The sequence below is a fragment of the Methylobacterium pseudosasicola genome (genome assembly GCF_900114535.1).
Taxonomy (GTDB): domain Bacteria; phylum Pseudomonadota; class Alphaproteobacteria; order Rhizobiales; family Beijerinckiaceae; genus Methylobacterium; species Methylobacterium pseudosasicola.
Map to the genome: position 1 here is coordinate 1 of NZ_FOTK01000071.1, position 15,699 is coordinate 15,699.

Annotated in this window: 21 protein-coding genes and 1 pseudogene; 9 read left to right on the plus strand and 13 right to left on the minus strand. The window is 63.7% G+C overall.

What is annotated here, in order from left to right:
• The 4 genes from BM228_RS31230 to BM228_RS31240 form a co-directional block, all read right to left on the minus strand.
• Positions 1-289, minus strand: a 289-nt coding sequence (locus tag BM228_RS31230) for a transposase (protein WP_139234300.1), incomplete at its 3' end; no start/stop codon positions are given.
• A 39-nt stretch (positions 290-328) separates the two neighbouring features.
• The gene (ihfB, locus tag BM228_RS31235; protein ID WP_092046863.1) at positions 329-643 is read right to left on the minus strand and encodes an integration host factor subunit beta; all 315 of its coding nucleotides are present in this window, start codon (positions 641-643) and stop codon (positions 329-331) included.
• A gap of 933 nt (positions 644-1,576) precedes the next feature.
• The gene (locus BM228_RS35960; RefSeq protein ID WP_280142368.1) at positions 1,577-1,708 is read right to left on the minus strand and encodes a hypothetical protein; all 132 of its coding nucleotides are present in this window, start codon (positions 1,706-1,708) and stop codon (positions 1,577-1,579) included.
• Positions 1,709-1,732: 24 nt separating this feature from the next.
• Positions 1,733-2,158: a DUF2059 domain-containing protein gene (locus tag BM228_RS31240; RefSeq protein ID WP_244537409.1), complete on the minus strand. Its 426-nt coding sequence runs from the start codon at positions 2,156-2,158 to the stop codon at positions 1,733-1,735.
• 1,393 nt (positions 2,159-3,551) lie between these two features.
• Between BM228_RS31240 and BM228_RS34985 the strand changes: the two genes are divergently transcribed.
• Positions 3,552-3,950: a hypothetical protein gene (locus BM228_RS34985; RefSeq protein ID WP_167367881.1), complete on the plus strand. Its 399-nt coding sequence runs from the start codon at positions 3,552-3,554 to the stop codon at positions 3,948-3,950.
• Between the two features lie 109 nt (positions 3,951-4,059).
• Here BM228_RS34985 and BM228_RS31250 read toward each other — a convergent pair whose 3' ends face one another.
• A complete protein-coding gene (locus tag BM228_RS31250) occupies positions 4,060-5,220 on the minus strand; it encodes a helix-turn-helix transcriptional regulator (protein ID WP_092046865.1) in 1,161 nt (386 codons plus the stop codon).
• 187 nt (positions 5,221-5,407) lie between these two features.
• On the opposite strand from BM228_RS31250, the gene BM228_RS34310 reads away from it, so the two are divergent.
• From BM228_RS34310 to BM228_RS34990, 5 genes are all read left to right on the plus strand, one after another.
• Entirely contained in the window at positions 5,408-5,593 is a 186-nt protein-coding gene (locus BM228_RS34310) for a hypothetical protein (RefSeq protein WP_139234301.1), read from the plus strand.
• A gap of 22 nt (positions 5,594-5,615) precedes the next feature.
• Complete coding sequence (locus BM228_RS31255; RefSeq protein WP_280142369.1) at positions 5,616-6,008, plus strand: CidA/LrgA family protein; 393 nt, start codon at positions 5,616-5,618, stop codon at positions 6,006-6,008.
• On the plus strand, positions 6,001-6,711 hold the full coding sequence (locus BM228_RS31260) for an LrgB family protein (RefSeq protein ID WP_092046871.1): 711 nt from the start codon (positions 6,001-6,003) through the stop codon (positions 6,709-6,711). The genes BM228_RS31255 and BM228_RS31260 overlap by 8 nt, the downstream gene beginning before the upstream one ends.
• A 172-nt stretch (positions 6,712-6,883) precedes the next feature.
• Entirely contained in the window at positions 6,884-7,102 is a 219-nt protein-coding gene (locus BM228_RS31265; RefSeq protein ID WP_092046874.1) for a hypothetical protein, read from the plus strand.
• Between the two features lie 24 nt (positions 7,103-7,126).
• The gene (locus BM228_RS34990) at positions 7,127-7,288 is read left to right on the plus strand and encodes a hypothetical protein (protein WP_167367883.1); all 162 of its coding nucleotides are present in this window, start codon (positions 7,127-7,129) and stop codon (positions 7,286-7,288) included.
• Positions 7,289-7,599: 311 nt separating this feature from the next.
• On the opposite strand, the gene BM228_RS31270 is transcribed toward BM228_RS34990, so the two are convergent.
• Positions 7,600-7,818, minus strand: coding sequence for a hypothetical protein (locus BM228_RS31270; protein ID WP_092046876.1), 219 nt, complete (start codon positions 7,816-7,818; stop codon positions 7,600-7,602).
• Between the two features lie 152 nt (positions 7,819-7,970).
• On the opposite strand from BM228_RS31270, the gene BM228_RS34995 reads away from it, so the two are divergent.
• The gene (locus tag BM228_RS34995) at positions 7,971-8,114 is read left to right on the plus strand and encodes a hypothetical protein (protein WP_167367884.1); all 144 of its coding nucleotides are present in this window, start codon (positions 7,971-7,973) and stop codon (positions 8,112-8,114) included.
• A gap of 383 nt (positions 8,115-8,497) precedes the next feature.
• Complete coding sequence (locus tag BM228_RS31275; protein ID WP_092046879.1) at positions 8,498-8,791, plus strand: hypothetical protein; 294 nt, start codon at positions 8,498-8,500, stop codon at positions 8,789-8,791.
• 170 nt (positions 8,792-8,961) lie between these two features.
• On the opposite strand, the pseudogene BM228_RS31280 reads toward BM228_RS31275, so the two are convergent.
• From BM228_RS31280 to BM228_RS35695, 3 genes and pseudogenes are all read right to left on the minus strand, one after another.
• Positions 8,962-10,046: pseudogene (locus BM228_RS31280) on the minus strand (ISL3 family transposase).
• Between the two features lie 1,166 nt (positions 10,047-11,212).
• Positions 11,213-11,383: a hypothetical protein gene (locus tag BM228_RS35690; RefSeq protein WP_244537410.1), complete on the minus strand. Its 171-nt coding sequence runs from the start codon at positions 11,381-11,383 to the stop codon at positions 11,213-11,215.
• Positions 11,384-11,598: 215 nt separating this feature from the next.
• A complete protein-coding gene (locus BM228_RS35695; protein WP_244537411.1) occupies positions 11,599-11,940 on the minus strand; it encodes a hypothetical protein in 342 nt (113 codons plus the stop codon).
• A gap of 637 nt (positions 11,941-12,577) precedes the next feature.
• On the opposite strand from BM228_RS35695, the gene BM228_RS31295 reads away from it, so the two are divergent.
• Positions 12,578-14,239, plus strand: coding sequence for a sensor histidine kinase (locus BM228_RS31295; protein WP_092046884.1), 1,662 nt, complete (start codon positions 12,578-12,580; stop codon positions 14,237-14,239).
• Between the two features lie 44 nt (positions 14,240-14,283).
• On the opposite strand, the gene BM228_RS31300 is transcribed toward BM228_RS31295, so the two are convergent.
• From BM228_RS31300 to BM228_RS31310, 4 genes are all read right to left on the minus strand, one after another.
• Positions 14,284-14,529: a hypothetical protein gene (locus tag BM228_RS31300; RefSeq protein WP_092046887.1), complete on the minus strand. Its 246-nt coding sequence runs from the start codon at positions 14,527-14,529 to the stop codon at positions 14,284-14,286.
• A complete protein-coding gene (locus BM228_RS31305; RefSeq protein ID WP_092046890.1) occupies positions 14,526-14,717 on the minus strand; it encodes a hypothetical protein in 192 nt (63 codons plus the stop codon). Before BM228_RS31305 ends, BM228_RS31300 begins: the two co-directional genes overlap by 4 nt.
• 435 nt (positions 14,718-15,152) lie before the next feature.
• Positions 15,153-15,293, minus strand: coding sequence for a hypothetical protein (locus BM228_RS35000; RefSeq protein WP_167367885.1), 141 nt, complete (start codon positions 15,291-15,293; stop codon positions 15,153-15,155).
• Between the two features lie 112 nt (positions 15,294-15,405).
• Positions 15,406-15,699 (minus strand): transposase (locus BM228_RS31310; protein ID WP_139234302.1); only part of this gene is annotated, 294 nt, incomplete at its 5' end.

A 15,699-nucleotide genomic window follows, 5' to 3' on the forward strand; every position in this document is an offset into this window, starting at 1 on the left:
CGATCTCACCCGCCGCGTGCAAGCGCTCCAGCAGAACCTGATGCAAGCGCGCCCACACCCCCGCCTCCTGCCAGTCGCGCAGGCGCCGCCAGCAACTCATCCCGCAGCCGCAGCCCATCTCGGCGGGCAGCATCTCCCAGGGCAGGCCTGAGCGCAGCACGAACAGGATGCCGGTCAGCGCCGCCCGGTTCTCAATCGGGCGGCGCCCGCCCTTCGGACGCGGGCGTGGCGGCGGTAGAAGCGGGGTGATCGCGTCCCAGAGATCATCGGGCAGTAGCGGGCGGGCCATCCAAACCAACGCACTCCCAGACGATCCGTGCCCGTTCTGTTAGGCGCTCTTAGCCTTCCGCTTGGGTCTAACGTCAACGCCGTTGAGCCGGGCCTGGATCGTTTTGCCGGGTTTGAAGTGGACAGAGGCCCTAGCCTCGACTTCCACCGTCTCGCCGGTTCGCGGGTTGCGCCCAGTCCGGGCGTCACGCTCCCTAACCTCGAACGCGCCGAAGCCGCGGAGTTCGACCCGGTTTCTGCGAGCCAGGGCATCCGACATCGTGCGGAGGATCGTCAGCACGACCGCTTCGATCTCCTTCTCATAGAGGTGCGGGTTCTGCTCCGCGATGCGGGCGATGAGTTCGGACCGGATCATTGCCGCTCGATGCCGCGTGGTTCACTGGACCGCAACCGCGTACTGGCATTTTCAGTGATGGGAAGCGTTGCGTATCGGCTCGCGGTGGTGATGTCAGTTGCTCCCCTGCCCCGACCGGATCGAGCTGGGGGCGAGCAGAAGTTCCTTTGATCGCACCTATTCCGCAGAAGCATCGGAAAATTTCACCGGAAGGCTGACGGGCAATTGATTAAATGCCGCATCGCAAATGGCTTCTACGCAACTATTTCGTCGACATGATTTGATTGAAGCTGCGGCTATGTAGGCGGAGAGGACGAACAGGTTGCATCATGAATTTTACCGTTTGTCCTGCTGTCTTAGTTGCCACAGCCTACTTGGCGGGAGTGGTTCAGTTCTTATATTTATGTAAAAAGCGCAAGAGTCGATAGAATAATCAAATTAAGTACGACGTTGCCTTACAAATGACTATCCACGTAGCATAGCTCCAAGCAAATATTGTAAATACTAGAAAGAGCGCGAGTAAAACGTTAGCCATCCAGCCGGGCCACGGGTGTCGGGACCGCGGCGATGTCGATTGTTCCGTCGCGATCCTATCACATGTTGCGTTGTCAGGCATTGTGTCCCTTTATCGAAGCGATGAGCGCGCAGTAATCGATGTGCCCTTACGGAATCCCAAAACCCTCAACGAGATAGCGGTGGCTTTTTGTTTCAGCTGATACAAAATATAATTTTTGGCGATACTAATAAGATCAAGCTAAAGCATATTATTTATAAACTTATGTTGGCGTTTGGCCGGTTTGTGCGGGGCGAGGGCGACGCATTGCAGCTTGCCCAAGCGTGCGTCGTACATGCTGATGCTGTTCAAAGCGGATCAATACGGCATGGCCAGGACTTGGCACGAGCAGGGTGACATCCGAACCGGAAGCGCCCTTGCTGGCTAGCCGAGCTCAAACATCAGCAGATTACGGCGCGGTTGAACGGGCGGTGATGACAGATCGCTGCGACGATCTCATGGCTGCTGATGCGGCCGGACTTGCGCAGGTCGGCGACGGTCGGAAGTCTGCCGTGCATGGGCGTGCTGATCATGCCCTGACGTTGGTCAGACTAAATTCAGCGCGCCTTGGCCGGTCCGCCGATCACCCAGCCATGGGCTTGGACCGCCTTGACGATCTTGCCCTGCATCTCGGGTCCAACTGACTGCATCCACTGCTGCAGGCCGGCCAACTGGATCTGTGCGAGCTGGGGCTGGGCGGCCGCGAGGCGCTTGCCGGCGGGCGTCGCGTAGAAGGTCGAGATCGCCTGCAGGTCATCCTGGCCGAGGATCGTGGCGAAGCCGCGAGCCTGGATGTCGAGAAGCTCGTCGTAGTGTGCGATCAAGGTCGGCATCACGACCTCTTGGACCAGCACCTGTGCCTTGTCGGGCTCCTTGATGCCGATCTGCTGCATCATGCCGACCATCGGCGCAGCCATCGCGCTGAGCGTAGCGGTGCGGTCACCCTGCATCTGTGCCACCGTCTCACGAGCGGCCTTCAGCAAGGCTGGATCAGGCGTAGCTGAAGGTGCGGGCTTCGGGGCGGGTTGGGCCAGTACTGCACCGGACAGTCCGGTTCCGAGACAGAAGCTGACGAGCAGGGTCGAGAAGCGCATTCGCAGTCCGATCGCGACGTTGGCGCGATCCGGCACTGACGCCGTTCGCTCGCGCCAACACCATACGGCAGGGTCGGACGATGTCGACGGCTGAAATGCCAACTTTGACTTAACCGTGCCGTCCAGCCGACATGGACTGTTCCGGCCGGGACCGCCTCGGCGAGTCGAGAGCCGGCAATTCAGGAGACCATCGCCGCGAGATAGACCCTGAAAAGCCAACAGCCCCTTCCCGGCAAGGAAGAGGCTGTCGAAAAACCTGAGGCCTTGTGAGACCCGGCTGAGCTGCCCCTCACAAGCCATGAGGCACCTCCCTGGCGTCGAGTCGGAACGCCGATGCCGCGACGACGATGAGACTTTGCCTCGTGGACCAGACGCCCCTTCGTCGGCCCGGAACGACCTGTTGCGGCCCTTTCCTGCGGCCGAGCGCCATGTTTGCCGAAGAGTTAGGGTGCGCCATCGAGGTGGCCGATCGAATCACCCTACCGCAGGTGACGACACTGGTGCGGCGTGCCTATGGGGATGGAAGGTCACGCAAGCGGAAGCCGAACGCCCGTCCGGCCCTGATTGAGGCCCGCACCCTGTCGGCGGATAGGCAGCGAGCTGGACAAGCTCCCACGCAATCCAAACATCGGCCGGACGGGGGAGGCGATCCGAGCCAGCCTTATGTAGGATCGCCCAGGAGGGCCGTCGGCTCGCGCCCGCACACGGATGCCTCGATGGGAACGCCCTCACCGCTGGGCCGCCTTGGGCCGGCTTCCACCGGGGCTAGCCGCCCGCTTCACTTTGGCCGAGCAGGCGGTCCTCGCCCTTTTGACCGCCGAGGTCCTGCGCCGGAAGGACTGCCGCCTGTCGATCGAGAACATGGTCGCCGTCACCGGGGTGTGCCGGTCGACCGTGGAGAACGCGATCCGCGAGGCGGCCAAGCAGGGCCTGCTGCCGTCAAGGAGCGCCGGATCACCGGCTTCCGCAACGACACGAACGTGCTCCGGATCATCTCACCGGAATGGCAGGCCTGGCCGCGGCTGGCCCGAAAGGGCAATGCCGCTCGACCTATCCCCGCCCGAGGGGGGAGAGCCATCGTGGCCTCGTCTTCCACGGGGGAGGAGTCAAAGGCGTAACCAGGAGGCCTACTGAGGCTCCAACCATGTCAGAATCGGGAAAACGGAACCCAAAGCAGGCTGCCGAGGGGCAGCGGGCGACATCGACCGCGCGGCCGATCCTCGAACCCGTCCGGGTCGTGGCGCGGGATTAGCTACGCGGTATGCGCACGTAGGCGGACGATATGACGAACGACAACGATCTGGTCTCAGGCGCAGGGCTACAGCCCTGCTTCGCGCCATCCATTCAGATGCTTCACGACGCGATCCAAGTGGTAGCCGGATCCCGCAGCTCGGTCGGGGCTGCCCTGCGCGATGCCGAAGCCTGCCTGCTGACGATTCGTTCCAACGCCGCCAGCAACACCCCCGGCCTCTACAGCGCCCTGGACGCGGTCCGATCGGCCCTTCGTGCCGTCGAGGACATCGCCCGGCGGCCGGCGGATCTAATTCCGAATCGTGCGGAGCTTCTGACCGTGGCGCAGTCCCACGCCCAGAGTGCGGTCGCCTTCCTCGTCGAGGTGTTGCGCAGGGCAAAGCCGAACGTCCGAATTTCCGCGGTTTCGTCGAGACCTGCGGCACGGTGAGCGACGACGGGCGCACCTGAGACAGTTCCCCGGGGCCCGCCCATATGTCCTTGGCCAAATGAACCTGTGCGAAAGGGAATCATCGCTACGCATAACCCGGCCGATGTCATTACGGTAGTTTGGCGCCCACGGGTGGAATGGCAAGCAACAATTTGATCAGATCCTTCTGCCTTTTCGCTCCCGTCTTGGCGAACAGGCTTTTGAGGTGTGTGCGTACCGTCGAGGCTGCGATGCCGTAGCGCTTGGCGATATCAGTCGGCGTTGCACCCTCGGCCAGCCCGAGGAGGACGCGCAGCTCGGCTCCGGTCAAGCTGTAAGCCCGGCCTAGCAGTTCGATGGCGTGCGGGCCGCAGGGGTTGTCCTGAATGAACAGGGCAACACGTGCTTGACTGGACGCAACGCTCTGGCGCCGCCCTGCGCAGAGTGGCAGCGCCAACATCACGGCTCCGCCGCCGCCGCGTCTGGCCAAGGTGATTCCGCCGCCGCCCTTGGCTGTGATCGCGGTGCGGAATGCCAGTGAGGCGGTCCGATCCCACGGTTCGATGGCACCGACATGGGAAAGCAGCAGGTCTCCGCGCGCGAGCAAGGCCTCGCCGGCCGCGTTGCTGTAGACAAGCCGGGCATCGGGGCCGAGTACCAGCACCGAGACCGTGAGTGCGTCGAGAGTATCCGCGAGATTGTTGCGCTCAAGGCTCTTATGCTCGATCAGATCGGCGATGGTGATGGCTCGTCGCACGTGTGGCGCCAGCAGGGCCATGCGAGCCTGTTCCTCTGCGTCGTAGGGGCCGCCTTCCGCTCCGCGGGTGAGGCCGATGTAGGCTAAGCGCGCCTGGCTCTTGATAAGCGCGGTGAGCAGGACGTAGCGGAAGCCCTGCGGCGCAGCCCACTCGCGGTAGATGCGGCTGTGCAACAGCTCGTCCTCCGCGACGAGCTCCTCGGAAGTCGAAGGCTCGTCGACCGGGCGCATGAGAAGGCTGTGACCGAACAGGTCGGAGAGGTGGTAGTGCTCGCGGTAGAGCGCCTGGTAATGTTCTGAGATGCCGACGTAGACCAGCGCGCGTTCGGTTCCCGTGACGAAATCGCTGACGCTCAGGGTCCCGGCTGGGCTGTCGAGGGCTGACGCGATTTCCTCCAGCGCACTCGACCAGAGGGTTGGATCGATCGCACAGTCGTAGATCGACTCGATCAGGCGCGACAGGATAATCGCATCCATAACAATCGCCCATAACTTGCGCATTCTCATGGCGTTTTTCGCCTTCGAATGCATCATGAATGCCACCGAATTGTGTAATAAAAATACAAATCTTGAGCAAAAACAATATGTAAGCCGAATCGCGTTGGTTTCTCCTCGATTTGGGGGAGGCGGTGCAGTGCGAATGCTGGCTCCCTCCGAGATGGAGGTCGATCGATCGTAGCCCTCCGGCTACTTCGACCTCGCTTCCGAACGGGGACATGCCATGCGGATCGCAACTCTTTTCACCGCCGGCTTCATCCTGGCAGCCGCTGCCTTCGTAGCGACCATGCTCATCTCGCCGCCGACCAGCATAGCGTCGAGCGCTGATTCCGCATCGAAGACGGGGACAATCACCATCTGCGAGTTCCTGCCGACGGGTGATGTCGCCAATTGCACGATCCAGAACTGATCTCCCGACAGCTCCTAGCCCCATGCTTGAAGCCATCGCCCGCGTGGTCGTCTGGTTGGGACTGGGCGAGGTGCTCATGAGACTCGGTCTCGTCCCCGTGCCAGGGCCCGTGACCGGCCTCGTGCTGCTCTACCTCGACCTGCTCTGGCACCAGAGCCTGCCCGAGGATCTCGGCCGTTTGGCGGATCGCATGCTGGCGCTCTTCGGTCTGCTGTTCGTTCCCGCCGGTGTCGGCGTCGTCGCCCACGCCGACATCCTGAAAGCCGAGTTCCTGCCCATCGTCGCGGCGATCGTCGGCGGTACCACCGTCACCCTACTCGCGACGGTGGTGACGCTGGCACTCACCCGTGCATGGGCGAGACGGCGGAAGCGGGTAGGCGCCGGCGACCTGGGGGAGGCCGACTTCCGTGCCTGACATCCACGCCTGGGCCAGCTTGCCCGAGCAGCCGATCCTGGAGGTCGGCGTCACCGTGCTCGCCTTCCTATCGGCGGTGCGCCTTGCACGCTGGAGCGGCAATAACCCATTCCTCAACCCGACGCTGATTGCGATCGTCCTGGTCGTGCTCGTGCTCAATGCCACGGGCATCTCCTACGCCACGTACCTGCGCGGAGCGGGGTTCATTCAGTTCCTGCTCGCGCCGACCGTCGTGTTGTTGGCGGTGCCGCTGTACCGGCAGACGGCGCTGATCCGGGCCTCGGGCGGCCTGATCGTCGCGGCGCTTCTCGTTGGCTTGCCGACCGGCGTTTTGAGCGCGGTCGGCATCGCCTGGGCACTGGGCGCAAGCAAGGTCACGCTGCTCTCCCTTGCACCTAAGAGCGTGACCACCGGCATCGCGGTCGGGATCTCGGAGGCGATTGGCGGCGTACCGGCCCTGACGGCGGTTTTGGTGATCAGCACGGGCATCGTCGGCGCCATAGCTGGCCCGGCGATCCAGCGCTGGTTGCATGTGGAGGACGACCGGATCACGGGTCTCGCGATCGGCATCGCGGGCCATGGGATCGGAACCGCGCGGGCGCTGCAGATCAGCGATGTGGCGGGTGCGTTCGCGGGCCTCGGCATGGGCTTGAACGGCGTCCTGACCGGCTTTCTCCTGCCGCTCGCCATGCGGGGGTTCTAATGGCTTACGATCCTCACGACCGTGGCCGCCCTCGCGAATACGACGATCGCGGTGAGGCGGCGAGCCGGTCTAAGGCTGATCCGATCGGGCCAGGCGCCGCTCCCTCCTTACAATACTCATCCCTCCTCCAAGCCAGTTGTCCGATGATCATTGCGAGCTCAAGGGAGCTAGAATGACCGCGAGCTTCATCGCACCGGCCATCCAAGTCTGCGCCTTCGCTCTGGGCTGCGCCGTCATTCATGCCGCCCGGGCGCATGCGGTTGCTCTGACGCGGCTCCTGGCTGCGATGGCGATCGTGACGGCCGCACTCCTCCTGTTTGGTGCGTCCCTGGCCTGCGCGCCGGACGACAACATGAACCTGCACGACATCATCACCTGCAACGGCGCCTGATTGGCGGCTTCCGGAGGAGCCGAAATGACCTTCGGCCTAAGCCTGTTTGCTCTGTGCGGCGGCGCCTTGTTCGCGGTTGAAGCTGTGCGTCGACCTGAAGCACGCCACATCCTCGAAGGACTGGCGGGTAGCTTGATCGTCTCCGGTCTCGCTCTGCTCGGTATGGGGTTGTCGATTTTGCGCTGACATCTTGTGTCAGCGCCTCTCACCACGGAGGTGTCTTGGGGCGCCCGCTGCTTCGAGGGGAAAGAACGTGGCGGCAGATGACCACGGGCCAGTTCTCCGCAGAAAGCCTGGGAAGCCTCGGCCGGGCGAACGCGTGAGGGTCATGCGGCGGGAGAACTGGACACCGCAAACGCCGGCTCACGGCCACGAATCCTGGGGTACTCAAAAAAAGTTGTCCGCCGGAATGCCTCACTTGGTAGTCAGCAGGTGGTCTGAAGCGGTTCGCACATGTGAGCGCGCCGGTCGTCGCGTCCTCCTGACAGGATTGATGCTCACACCTGCAGCGGCTCCCCTGGCTTGAGGCGCAGCCGCTTGGCCACGCCCCGGGCCAAGACGCCCACGATCTCCAGTTTTGCCTCGGGCGGGACGTTCAGCGCCACGGCTTTCAACGCCTCATCCGGTGCGGTTGTCAGCACCGCATTGACCCGTACCGTCGCGCGCTTCTGCGACACGGCCACCAGGTAGGCATGACGCTTCGGTGAGGACGGCATAGCGTTGGCTTACTGATGGAATACCGCCACGTCATCGGGGAATGAGCCTACGTCACGGATTTCCGCATCACGGTCCCGCCGCGATCAGCGTGTCTCTTGGAAGCAATGGCGGAGGCGGCCCGCTGAGCACCGAGCCGCTTGGAGTACGTCGCGTGCTGAACACCCTTCTGGCCCTGCTGGCCATCGCCGTCGTCATGCTCGCCCACGGCGTCGCCAAGCTCGTTCTGCTGCCTTTCCGAGCGTTGCGCGGCCTGTTTCGGCACAGCTCCAAGCGCGCCCGGGTGACGGCCGCCTAACCCAGTTGCGGCATGATGCTTACGGGCCCTGTTGCGTATCGGCCTGCCGTTGGTGAGATCGGATGCTCCCCCGCCCTGTGAACAGATCGGGGCGGGGCCGAGCACCGGGGCACGGGTGAGTGTATGCTGCCCTGCCGATCGGCCGGGAGCGGGTTCTGTCCGACGACGCTCTGGATCAACTGGCACGCGAACTGTTCGCCGAAGTGCGGGCACAGCACTGCGAGAAGCCGTCGCGTAAGCCTGCGAGGATGCGGCCGGGGGTATCGGCATTGACTTGCTGGGTCGGCGACGACGATGCCGGGGACGGCGGGGACGGCGGCTGAGCCACGGTGGAACTCTTGTGCGAGATCGCGCCTTCCTCCTGCAACATAGCAGGAGGAAACATGCCACGCATCGCTACGCTGACTGGTGCCGCCGTCATTCTCGCGCTTACCGCAGCCACATCGTTCGCCGCCCCGTGTAACGTAGGTACGACCACCGGCGCCAAGGCTCAGACGAAGGACACCAGCTCCAACGTCGAGGGCGGCTCGACCGCCAAGGTGACGCCCGGCGCAAAGGGGGAGTCCCCCGGTGCGGTGGGGGCGATGAACAACGTCGGCGCCGCCACCACGAAAGACGATGGGTCAAAGAAGGCCGCTGAGGGCCAGCCCGTGAAGCCGGGCGACGACAACTGCTGATGTCGGACGGCCCGCTGGCCATCAGGCTGGCGGGCCTTCAGATGCCTGTGAGCAGCGATTCTGACCTTATTCGGCAAAGGTCTTCAGGGTCCGCCGCACACGCTCCTCCGGACGCTTCGGCCCAACAATGATCCTCCCCCGACCTCAGGCTCCTCCGCACTTTACGTGGATCAAGCGGCGAGGAGCACGCGGCGGCGAAGCATTCCGAAGCTGGTGGGGCCGTACATGGTGCGTTTGAGTATCTTCCGCCGGCTGATCTGCCCTCCGGCCTGCGCGTTGCTCCAGGACGTCGTCAATGCCGTCCGGACCGCCGTCCGGTCCTGCGCCAAGCCAGCCGCGACGGCCTCCAACGCCGCCACGCCGTAGGTGCGCGTCTCGAAGAGGCATCCATCGAGCTCGCGACCGGCATCCTGGCCGCAGGTGCGCACCAGCATCGTGAACCGCCGCGCCAAATCGGCAACGCGTGCTGCATAGCCATCCTTCCCGGTGCGCGCGAGGTCAGCTGCGGCTTGGGGCGGCAACGTCCTGATCGGCTGAATTTGGATTCAGGCCGGCTGCTTTGGAGAGGCGATCGATGCCATCGGTCGGCGACCCGAAGCGCAGCTGGCGCGCCCGCAGTGGCTGCTCGGTCGAACGGTCGCGGGCGACGATCTGGATGCCGGGATGGCGTCGCAGCCAATCGGCGACGGTCACTCCCGAACGGTTGGGCGGCGGGCCGATTGGGCTTCTGCGTTCGACCTCGACGATGAGCGTACCGTAGGTTTGTCCCTTGCGGAGGACTCAATCGTCGATGCCCACACCTCGCGGCCGATCCACGCTCGGCAGCGGCAGCGGCAGGCGGCGTACGATACGCAGGATCGTATTGGGGTTGGTCCGCATCCCCAGATGGCCGGTCAGGCGCGCACCAGCCTCGCCGCCGGCCGCAAGCCCGATCCGACTCTGGGCCTGCGCGAGGCGGCGCGTCCGACGCGCTCGCGGCGGCATCAGCCGCGGGAATGGCGCGGCGAAGGTACGGCGGCGGCAGGCGGGATGAAGGCAGTAGAAGCGTCGGACGCGCAGGCGCAGCGTCACGGGCCGACCAAGGCTTGGCAGATCGGTCGGACGGTGTTCGTAGCGGCTATGAACGACAGAGTCGGTCGTGCAGCAGGTCGGACACCGACCGCGAACATGCCGCGCATGGGCGATGACGACGAGACGGCCTGGTCTGGAAGACGCGCTCGATGGTGCGGCCCGGCAGGGATGAGGACAGGATCATCTGCCTCGTGAATCAGTTCATGCTATCCCCGTCACCGCAACCGTTCTCACGCAAAGTGCGGGAGAACCATGGAGCCGGGGTCTGAGCGTCGGAAAAGCAGCGCCCACCCTGGGTTGCGGCCTCGTCAGCGCAGTCGCGGCAAGCCCATTCTATGACATCGGGACGGGCTTTGCTCGTTCACCATCTGATACCCTGATTATCGCGCTGCAGCATGGCGTCTCTTCCCTAAGGATACCCATCCGCCCGACTCAAAGAGCCCCCTCCCGCGAGTCGAGCCGGTGAGCCTGAAACATCTGTGTTGATTCGTAGCCGGAGGCGGAACCTTGCGCTGCAGCATCGGTTGACGCGCCGCAACACGGCATGCACACGTGTTGCGTCCTTTTGGACGTTTCCTCCCTAGACTTCGGGCCACTCCCTTGGGGGTGGCCTCTTTTATTCCCGTGTCCCTGAAACTGGGATGTGCACCGTTGGGGCTTGCCGTTGCGCACCGCCATGACGAGGACGACGTACCCATCCCGATCAAGCAGCCGCAGGCCCTCGATCACCCCTAACGGACTGATCCCGAGCATCTCGGCCATCCGGCCGTTCGTGCGCCAGCAGGCGCCGGTCTCGGAATTTCACGCGTCGACGAGCGGGGCGCCCATCCGCACGCCAACTAGGCTGCGCCCGCTCCCGAGATGACGTTCACCAGCCATGGGCCGATGGTGCGCCACTTCTGTCCCTGCGGGTACGTGATGACCCCGTCCTTGATCTCGCTGAACGGCGCGGCCCGATCCTCCGGCGGGCCGATGACCGCCCCGGCCAGAAGGAAGCGAAAACCGTCGAAAATCGCGACTGTGGTCCCGTGTCGGGCCGTGGGGCACTAAAACCCTACGGAAGAGCACATCTCAGACCATCCTCGTGGAACGGCCGTTGACGTCGGCAAAGCGCATCATGCGTGACGCTTGGACCCTCGATTCATCCTCTGCGTCCTCCACCCAGCCGCTCGTTCTTGTCTGACGCACGCGGTCATGCAGCCGGGTTCGGATCCCGGCTGCGTCCAGGCTAGCTGAGGGTGACCCTATCCTCTCGCACCCTATCCGGGCCGGGCGGCCGCTCAGGATCTGGCAGTGTCACCGCATGCGCTGGCGTTCGGCTCCGGCCTGGCAGATTGCGCGTGTTCGCAGTCAGATGTTCGGCTCGAAGCGTCCCTTGATCAGACGCGCGCACTCGGCTTCAGCTACGCCGTAGCTCTCGCCCGCGAGGTCCAGTAGGCCACCGCGGCCGATGATCTCCACGCTGCCGCGGTGTTTCCGGACGAAGCCGCTTTCCGCCAGGACCCGCAGCGCCCCTGTCACGCCCGGGCGCTCGAACCACCAGCATGAACGACATGAATTCCTGCGTGACCGTGATCTGATCGCCGTCGATCCGGTCGTGGCACATCAGCAGCCACCGGGCGAGGCGGACCGCGGTGTTGCCCCGGACGTTCACGAACGCCGTCTGCGCCGTCTGGACGAACTGCGCCTGGATGAAGCGATGGAGGCCCCCACGCGGGACCGGGTGCCGTTCCACCTCAACGCGCAGCACCGCCGCGTCGATACTGAGCATGTGACCGGTCATCTGCACGAAGTGGGTCATGAGGGCTCCGATCATCGTTGAGTAGGATCGGGGCGGCACCAACCAATCCTTCCAGGCCGATCAGCTCGATCTCCACGCGGCCGCTGGGGCCATCGATGGTGATCGAGGCAAAACCTTCCGGGAAATGGGTGGTCTCGATTGCTGAATGGGAGGCGATCAGGACGTGCCGCAGAGGCATTTCCTCGGCCCGCACCGCAGGCCGGAGGGTCTCGAACCCGTCTGGCGGAAGTGCCTTGAGAAGTTCGTTGCGCAGGTCAGCTTGTTCGAGAAATGCCACGGGTGCTCACTCGCGACGGGCAAGAGCGTACGTGGTCTCTCAATCACCCGCGCTCTGAATACACCTGGAAGTCGAATTGAAATCGTTTTCTATGAAATGTTTACAAATATCATTTGTTTAATTATCATATAATTTGCTCTGGGTAAGTAGAAATGCATTTATAAAGTGCCAATTCGATCAAAATCACCACCCAAATATCTCTTTCATTCGAATTTTCCAGTGTGAAATTCGTTAGTGGTGCCACGTGACCTCGGCTTCGCGGGGGTTGCAGGCGTGAAAATTTCGCCTTCAGGATCGAGGCGCACGTATCGCGCCCCCTCGGATCGAGGCCATGGGAGCGTCACGACATAGCAGTAGATACATTCCAGCATCACAAAGGCAGTTGCCAAAATGCACGAATAGGGCAATGCTTGAAATCTGATCGGAGTGTACAATTCTTACATTCGACATTTCATTGAACCAATTTCCTCGTTTCGAATGCTATGAAATACGCTTTAAATCGAGATGTCGGCGCGAGGGCTTGCATAGTGGCTGACGCCGCCACCGAGGCAAATGCAACGGCGTCGATGCTTGTCATAGATCGTCCGGTGATCGATAAATGCCTTATCATCATCGCGGCACGAACGAGTTACCGTTGATGTATAGGCTGTTCGATCCGGTGGATTGTGTCACGCGCCCCAGAACCACGAAATCAGCGCGCCTCGCGGACTTGGATGCCTATGGCATCCTCGACACCGCTCCGGAGGACGGGTTCGAGGATATCGTACACTTGGCGGCTTCGGTGTGCGCCGTCCCGGTGGCGCTGGTGAGCTTGGTCGCGGCCGACCGGCAGTGGTTCAAGGCCCGCGTCGGCTTCCCCCCATGCGAGACCGACCTCAACTCTTCCGTCTGCGTCCATGCGCTGACCGCGCCGGACATGCTCGTCATCCCGGACCTCACGGTCGATGCCCGCACCCGAGCTAATCCGCTGGTCACAGGCGATCCCCACATCCGCTTCTATGCCGGTGTACCGCTACGCTCGCCGGAGGGGCATGCGCTCGGCAGCATATGCGTGATTGACACCACGCCCCGCCCAAGTGGCCTGACCGGGGACCAAGCCGACAACCTCCGCCGGCTCGCCCGCCACGTCATGGCCTTGCTGAACGAGCGGCGCCAACTCGTGCGATTGCGGATCAGCGAGGATCGCCTGTCCAATGCCTTCGCGCGTCAAGTGGCCTTGACCGAGATCGGCGACCATCTGCGCGATCTCTCGACCATCCCGCAGATGAGCGCCGCCGCCGCCGAGATCGTCGGCCGAACCCTGGAGGCCAGTCGGGCGGGGTACGGCGAGCTCGATGCCACGGGCGCGGTCATCGAGGTTCTGGCGGACTGGACTCCCTCCGGGGCCAGAAACCTTTTGGGGAGGCATCGCTTCGCTGATTACGGGACCTTGGGTCCGGTGGTGGCCCGTGGCGAGACGCTCGCGATCGGGGACGTGGGCACCCATTCGCTCACCGCCGACGACGCCCGAACCTTCCGCAGGTTCGACATTCAAGCCCTGCTCAACGTGCCGATCCAAGAGCAGGGCCGAACGGTCGCAATGCTCTACGTCCACGACAGGAAGCGGCGGGATTGGTCCCCCGAAGAAGTGGTGTTCGCCCGCAACGTCGCCGATCGAGTTCTGGCGAGCGTGGCACGCCTGCGGGCTGAGGAGCAGCAGGGCACCCTCAACCGCGAACTCAGCCACCGCATGAAGAACACGTTGGCGATGGTGCAGGCCATTGCCACGCAGACGATGCGCAACGCGGTCGATCTCGACGCGGCGCAGGGCACCCTGTCGGCACGCCTGATCGCGCTGGGCCGAGCCCATGACATGCTGCTCGATCAGACCGGGACGAGCGCGGACCTCGCCGAAGTGACTCGGCAAGCCTTGGCGATTCATGACGACGCCCAGGCTGGGCGGTTACGGCTCGAAGGGCCGTCCGTGAAGATCGGCTCCAAACCCGCCCTGTCGCTGACGCTGGTGATCCACGAACTCGCCACCAACGCCGTCAAGTACGGCGCCCTCTCAACCGCGGACGGCTACGTGCAGGTACGCTGGGGCATCGAGCCGACCGACAAGGGGGCGGTGCTGAACCTCCGGTGGAGCGAACACGAAGGGCCGCCGGTCACGCCACCGCAACGGCGTGGGTTCGGATCGCGCTTGATCGAACGCGGCTTGGCGGGGTCGATTGGCGGCAGGATCGTGCTGAGCTACCTCCCGGAAGGTGTGATGTGCGAGATGTCGGCGGCACTGGCCGAGATCGAGGCCGATGCCTGACGGCCACAGCCGCGGCAGATGACGGCTGTGGGACAAGATCCAGGCTACGACTGAACGGCGGTCGTGATCCGGTTCGCGACGGGCGCAGTCTGCATCCCGCCCTCGATCATCGCGACGAGGTCGGCTTCGACCAGCGGCTGCCCGCCCGGCCCGGTCACGCTGATGTTCTCGTAGCTCACAGACTGGAAGTCGCGCAGCTTCTTGAGCGCCCATTCCGGCGTTGGGCAGTTGTAGGTCACGGTCCCGTGGGGCCTTTTCGCCCTCACGGCGAAGGGGGGCGCGGTCGTCATTCGATCTCAATACCCGCAGCGCCCAGGATCGCGCGCTGCTTCAGAATGCCGATACGATGGCTTCGGATCGCATGCTCGACCTGAGCTACGCCCGGATCGTCAGCCGTTCGCAGGGGTGTGAGCGCTTCCGACAAGATTTCGATCGCGAATACGTCCAGCAGGATGTTGAACGCGAGCCGCTGTCGCATTCTGGTGCGAGGGCAGTCAGACTGTCGCTTCGGCTGTAACATGACACAACAACGAGCGGCAGCATGGGTGGTTCTGCCCCACCGGCCGATCTGATTGAAGCAACGCGCCTTTTCCCGGCCATAGCGCGTTGAAACATGTGGGGAGCAGTGCGCCTACCCCGTCCATAAGCAGCCAACGCGTCATGTCGACCGAGCCCGTTCCCCAGCCTGGGCGGGCACTCACCCAGATGTCGCGTCCGGAGTTCATCGTAGGCCGGACAGTGCTGGTCGGGGAGCCCCTGCCACGTTGCTCGAGAGTCGTTCTGAGATGATCCGCCTCTCATTGGAGAGCAGCCCGATCGCACCGTTGGATGGCGTGGGATTGGCCGTTGGGGGCGATCAAGAATCGTCATCAAATGAGGGGGGCCTGAACCAAAAGCGTATCTTAGCGCTTCCCTACAGGCCGACGCGATCCTCCTGCGCGAAGGCAAAGAGGATTTCCATGCGCATCTTAATTTTCGCCGCGCTCGCCGGCATCGGCTTGGCTGGCCTGAGCTTGCCAGCCGCCGCTGTGCCTGCCGGTCCGACGGTGAGCATTGCCTCCCCGTCCGACATGCTCAATGACGTTCGGATGAGACGCCATCGTATGCGGCGGCCGTCAATGACATGGGTGCAGCGGCGAGGGGGCCGACGCTAGAGCTGTTCCCGGTCAGGTAGCGACGGCCAAGTCGTTCTCGTAGCCGGCTGCGGCGAGGTAGTTGCGGCACTCCTGCGGAGTGAAGCGCGTGAAGGCCTGACGGATCGCCGCCCAGAGATCCGGGATCGTGCGGGCGGCCGCACTCCGCAGCAGCGCCTTCAGCTTCGCGAAGACCTGCTCGATCGGGTTGAAATCAGGGCTGTAGGACGGGAGGTAGAGCAGCCGCGCTCCTGCAGCCTCGATCGCGTCCTGCACGCCCGCGACCTTGTGGGCTGGCAGGTTGTCCATGATGACGATGTCGCCCGG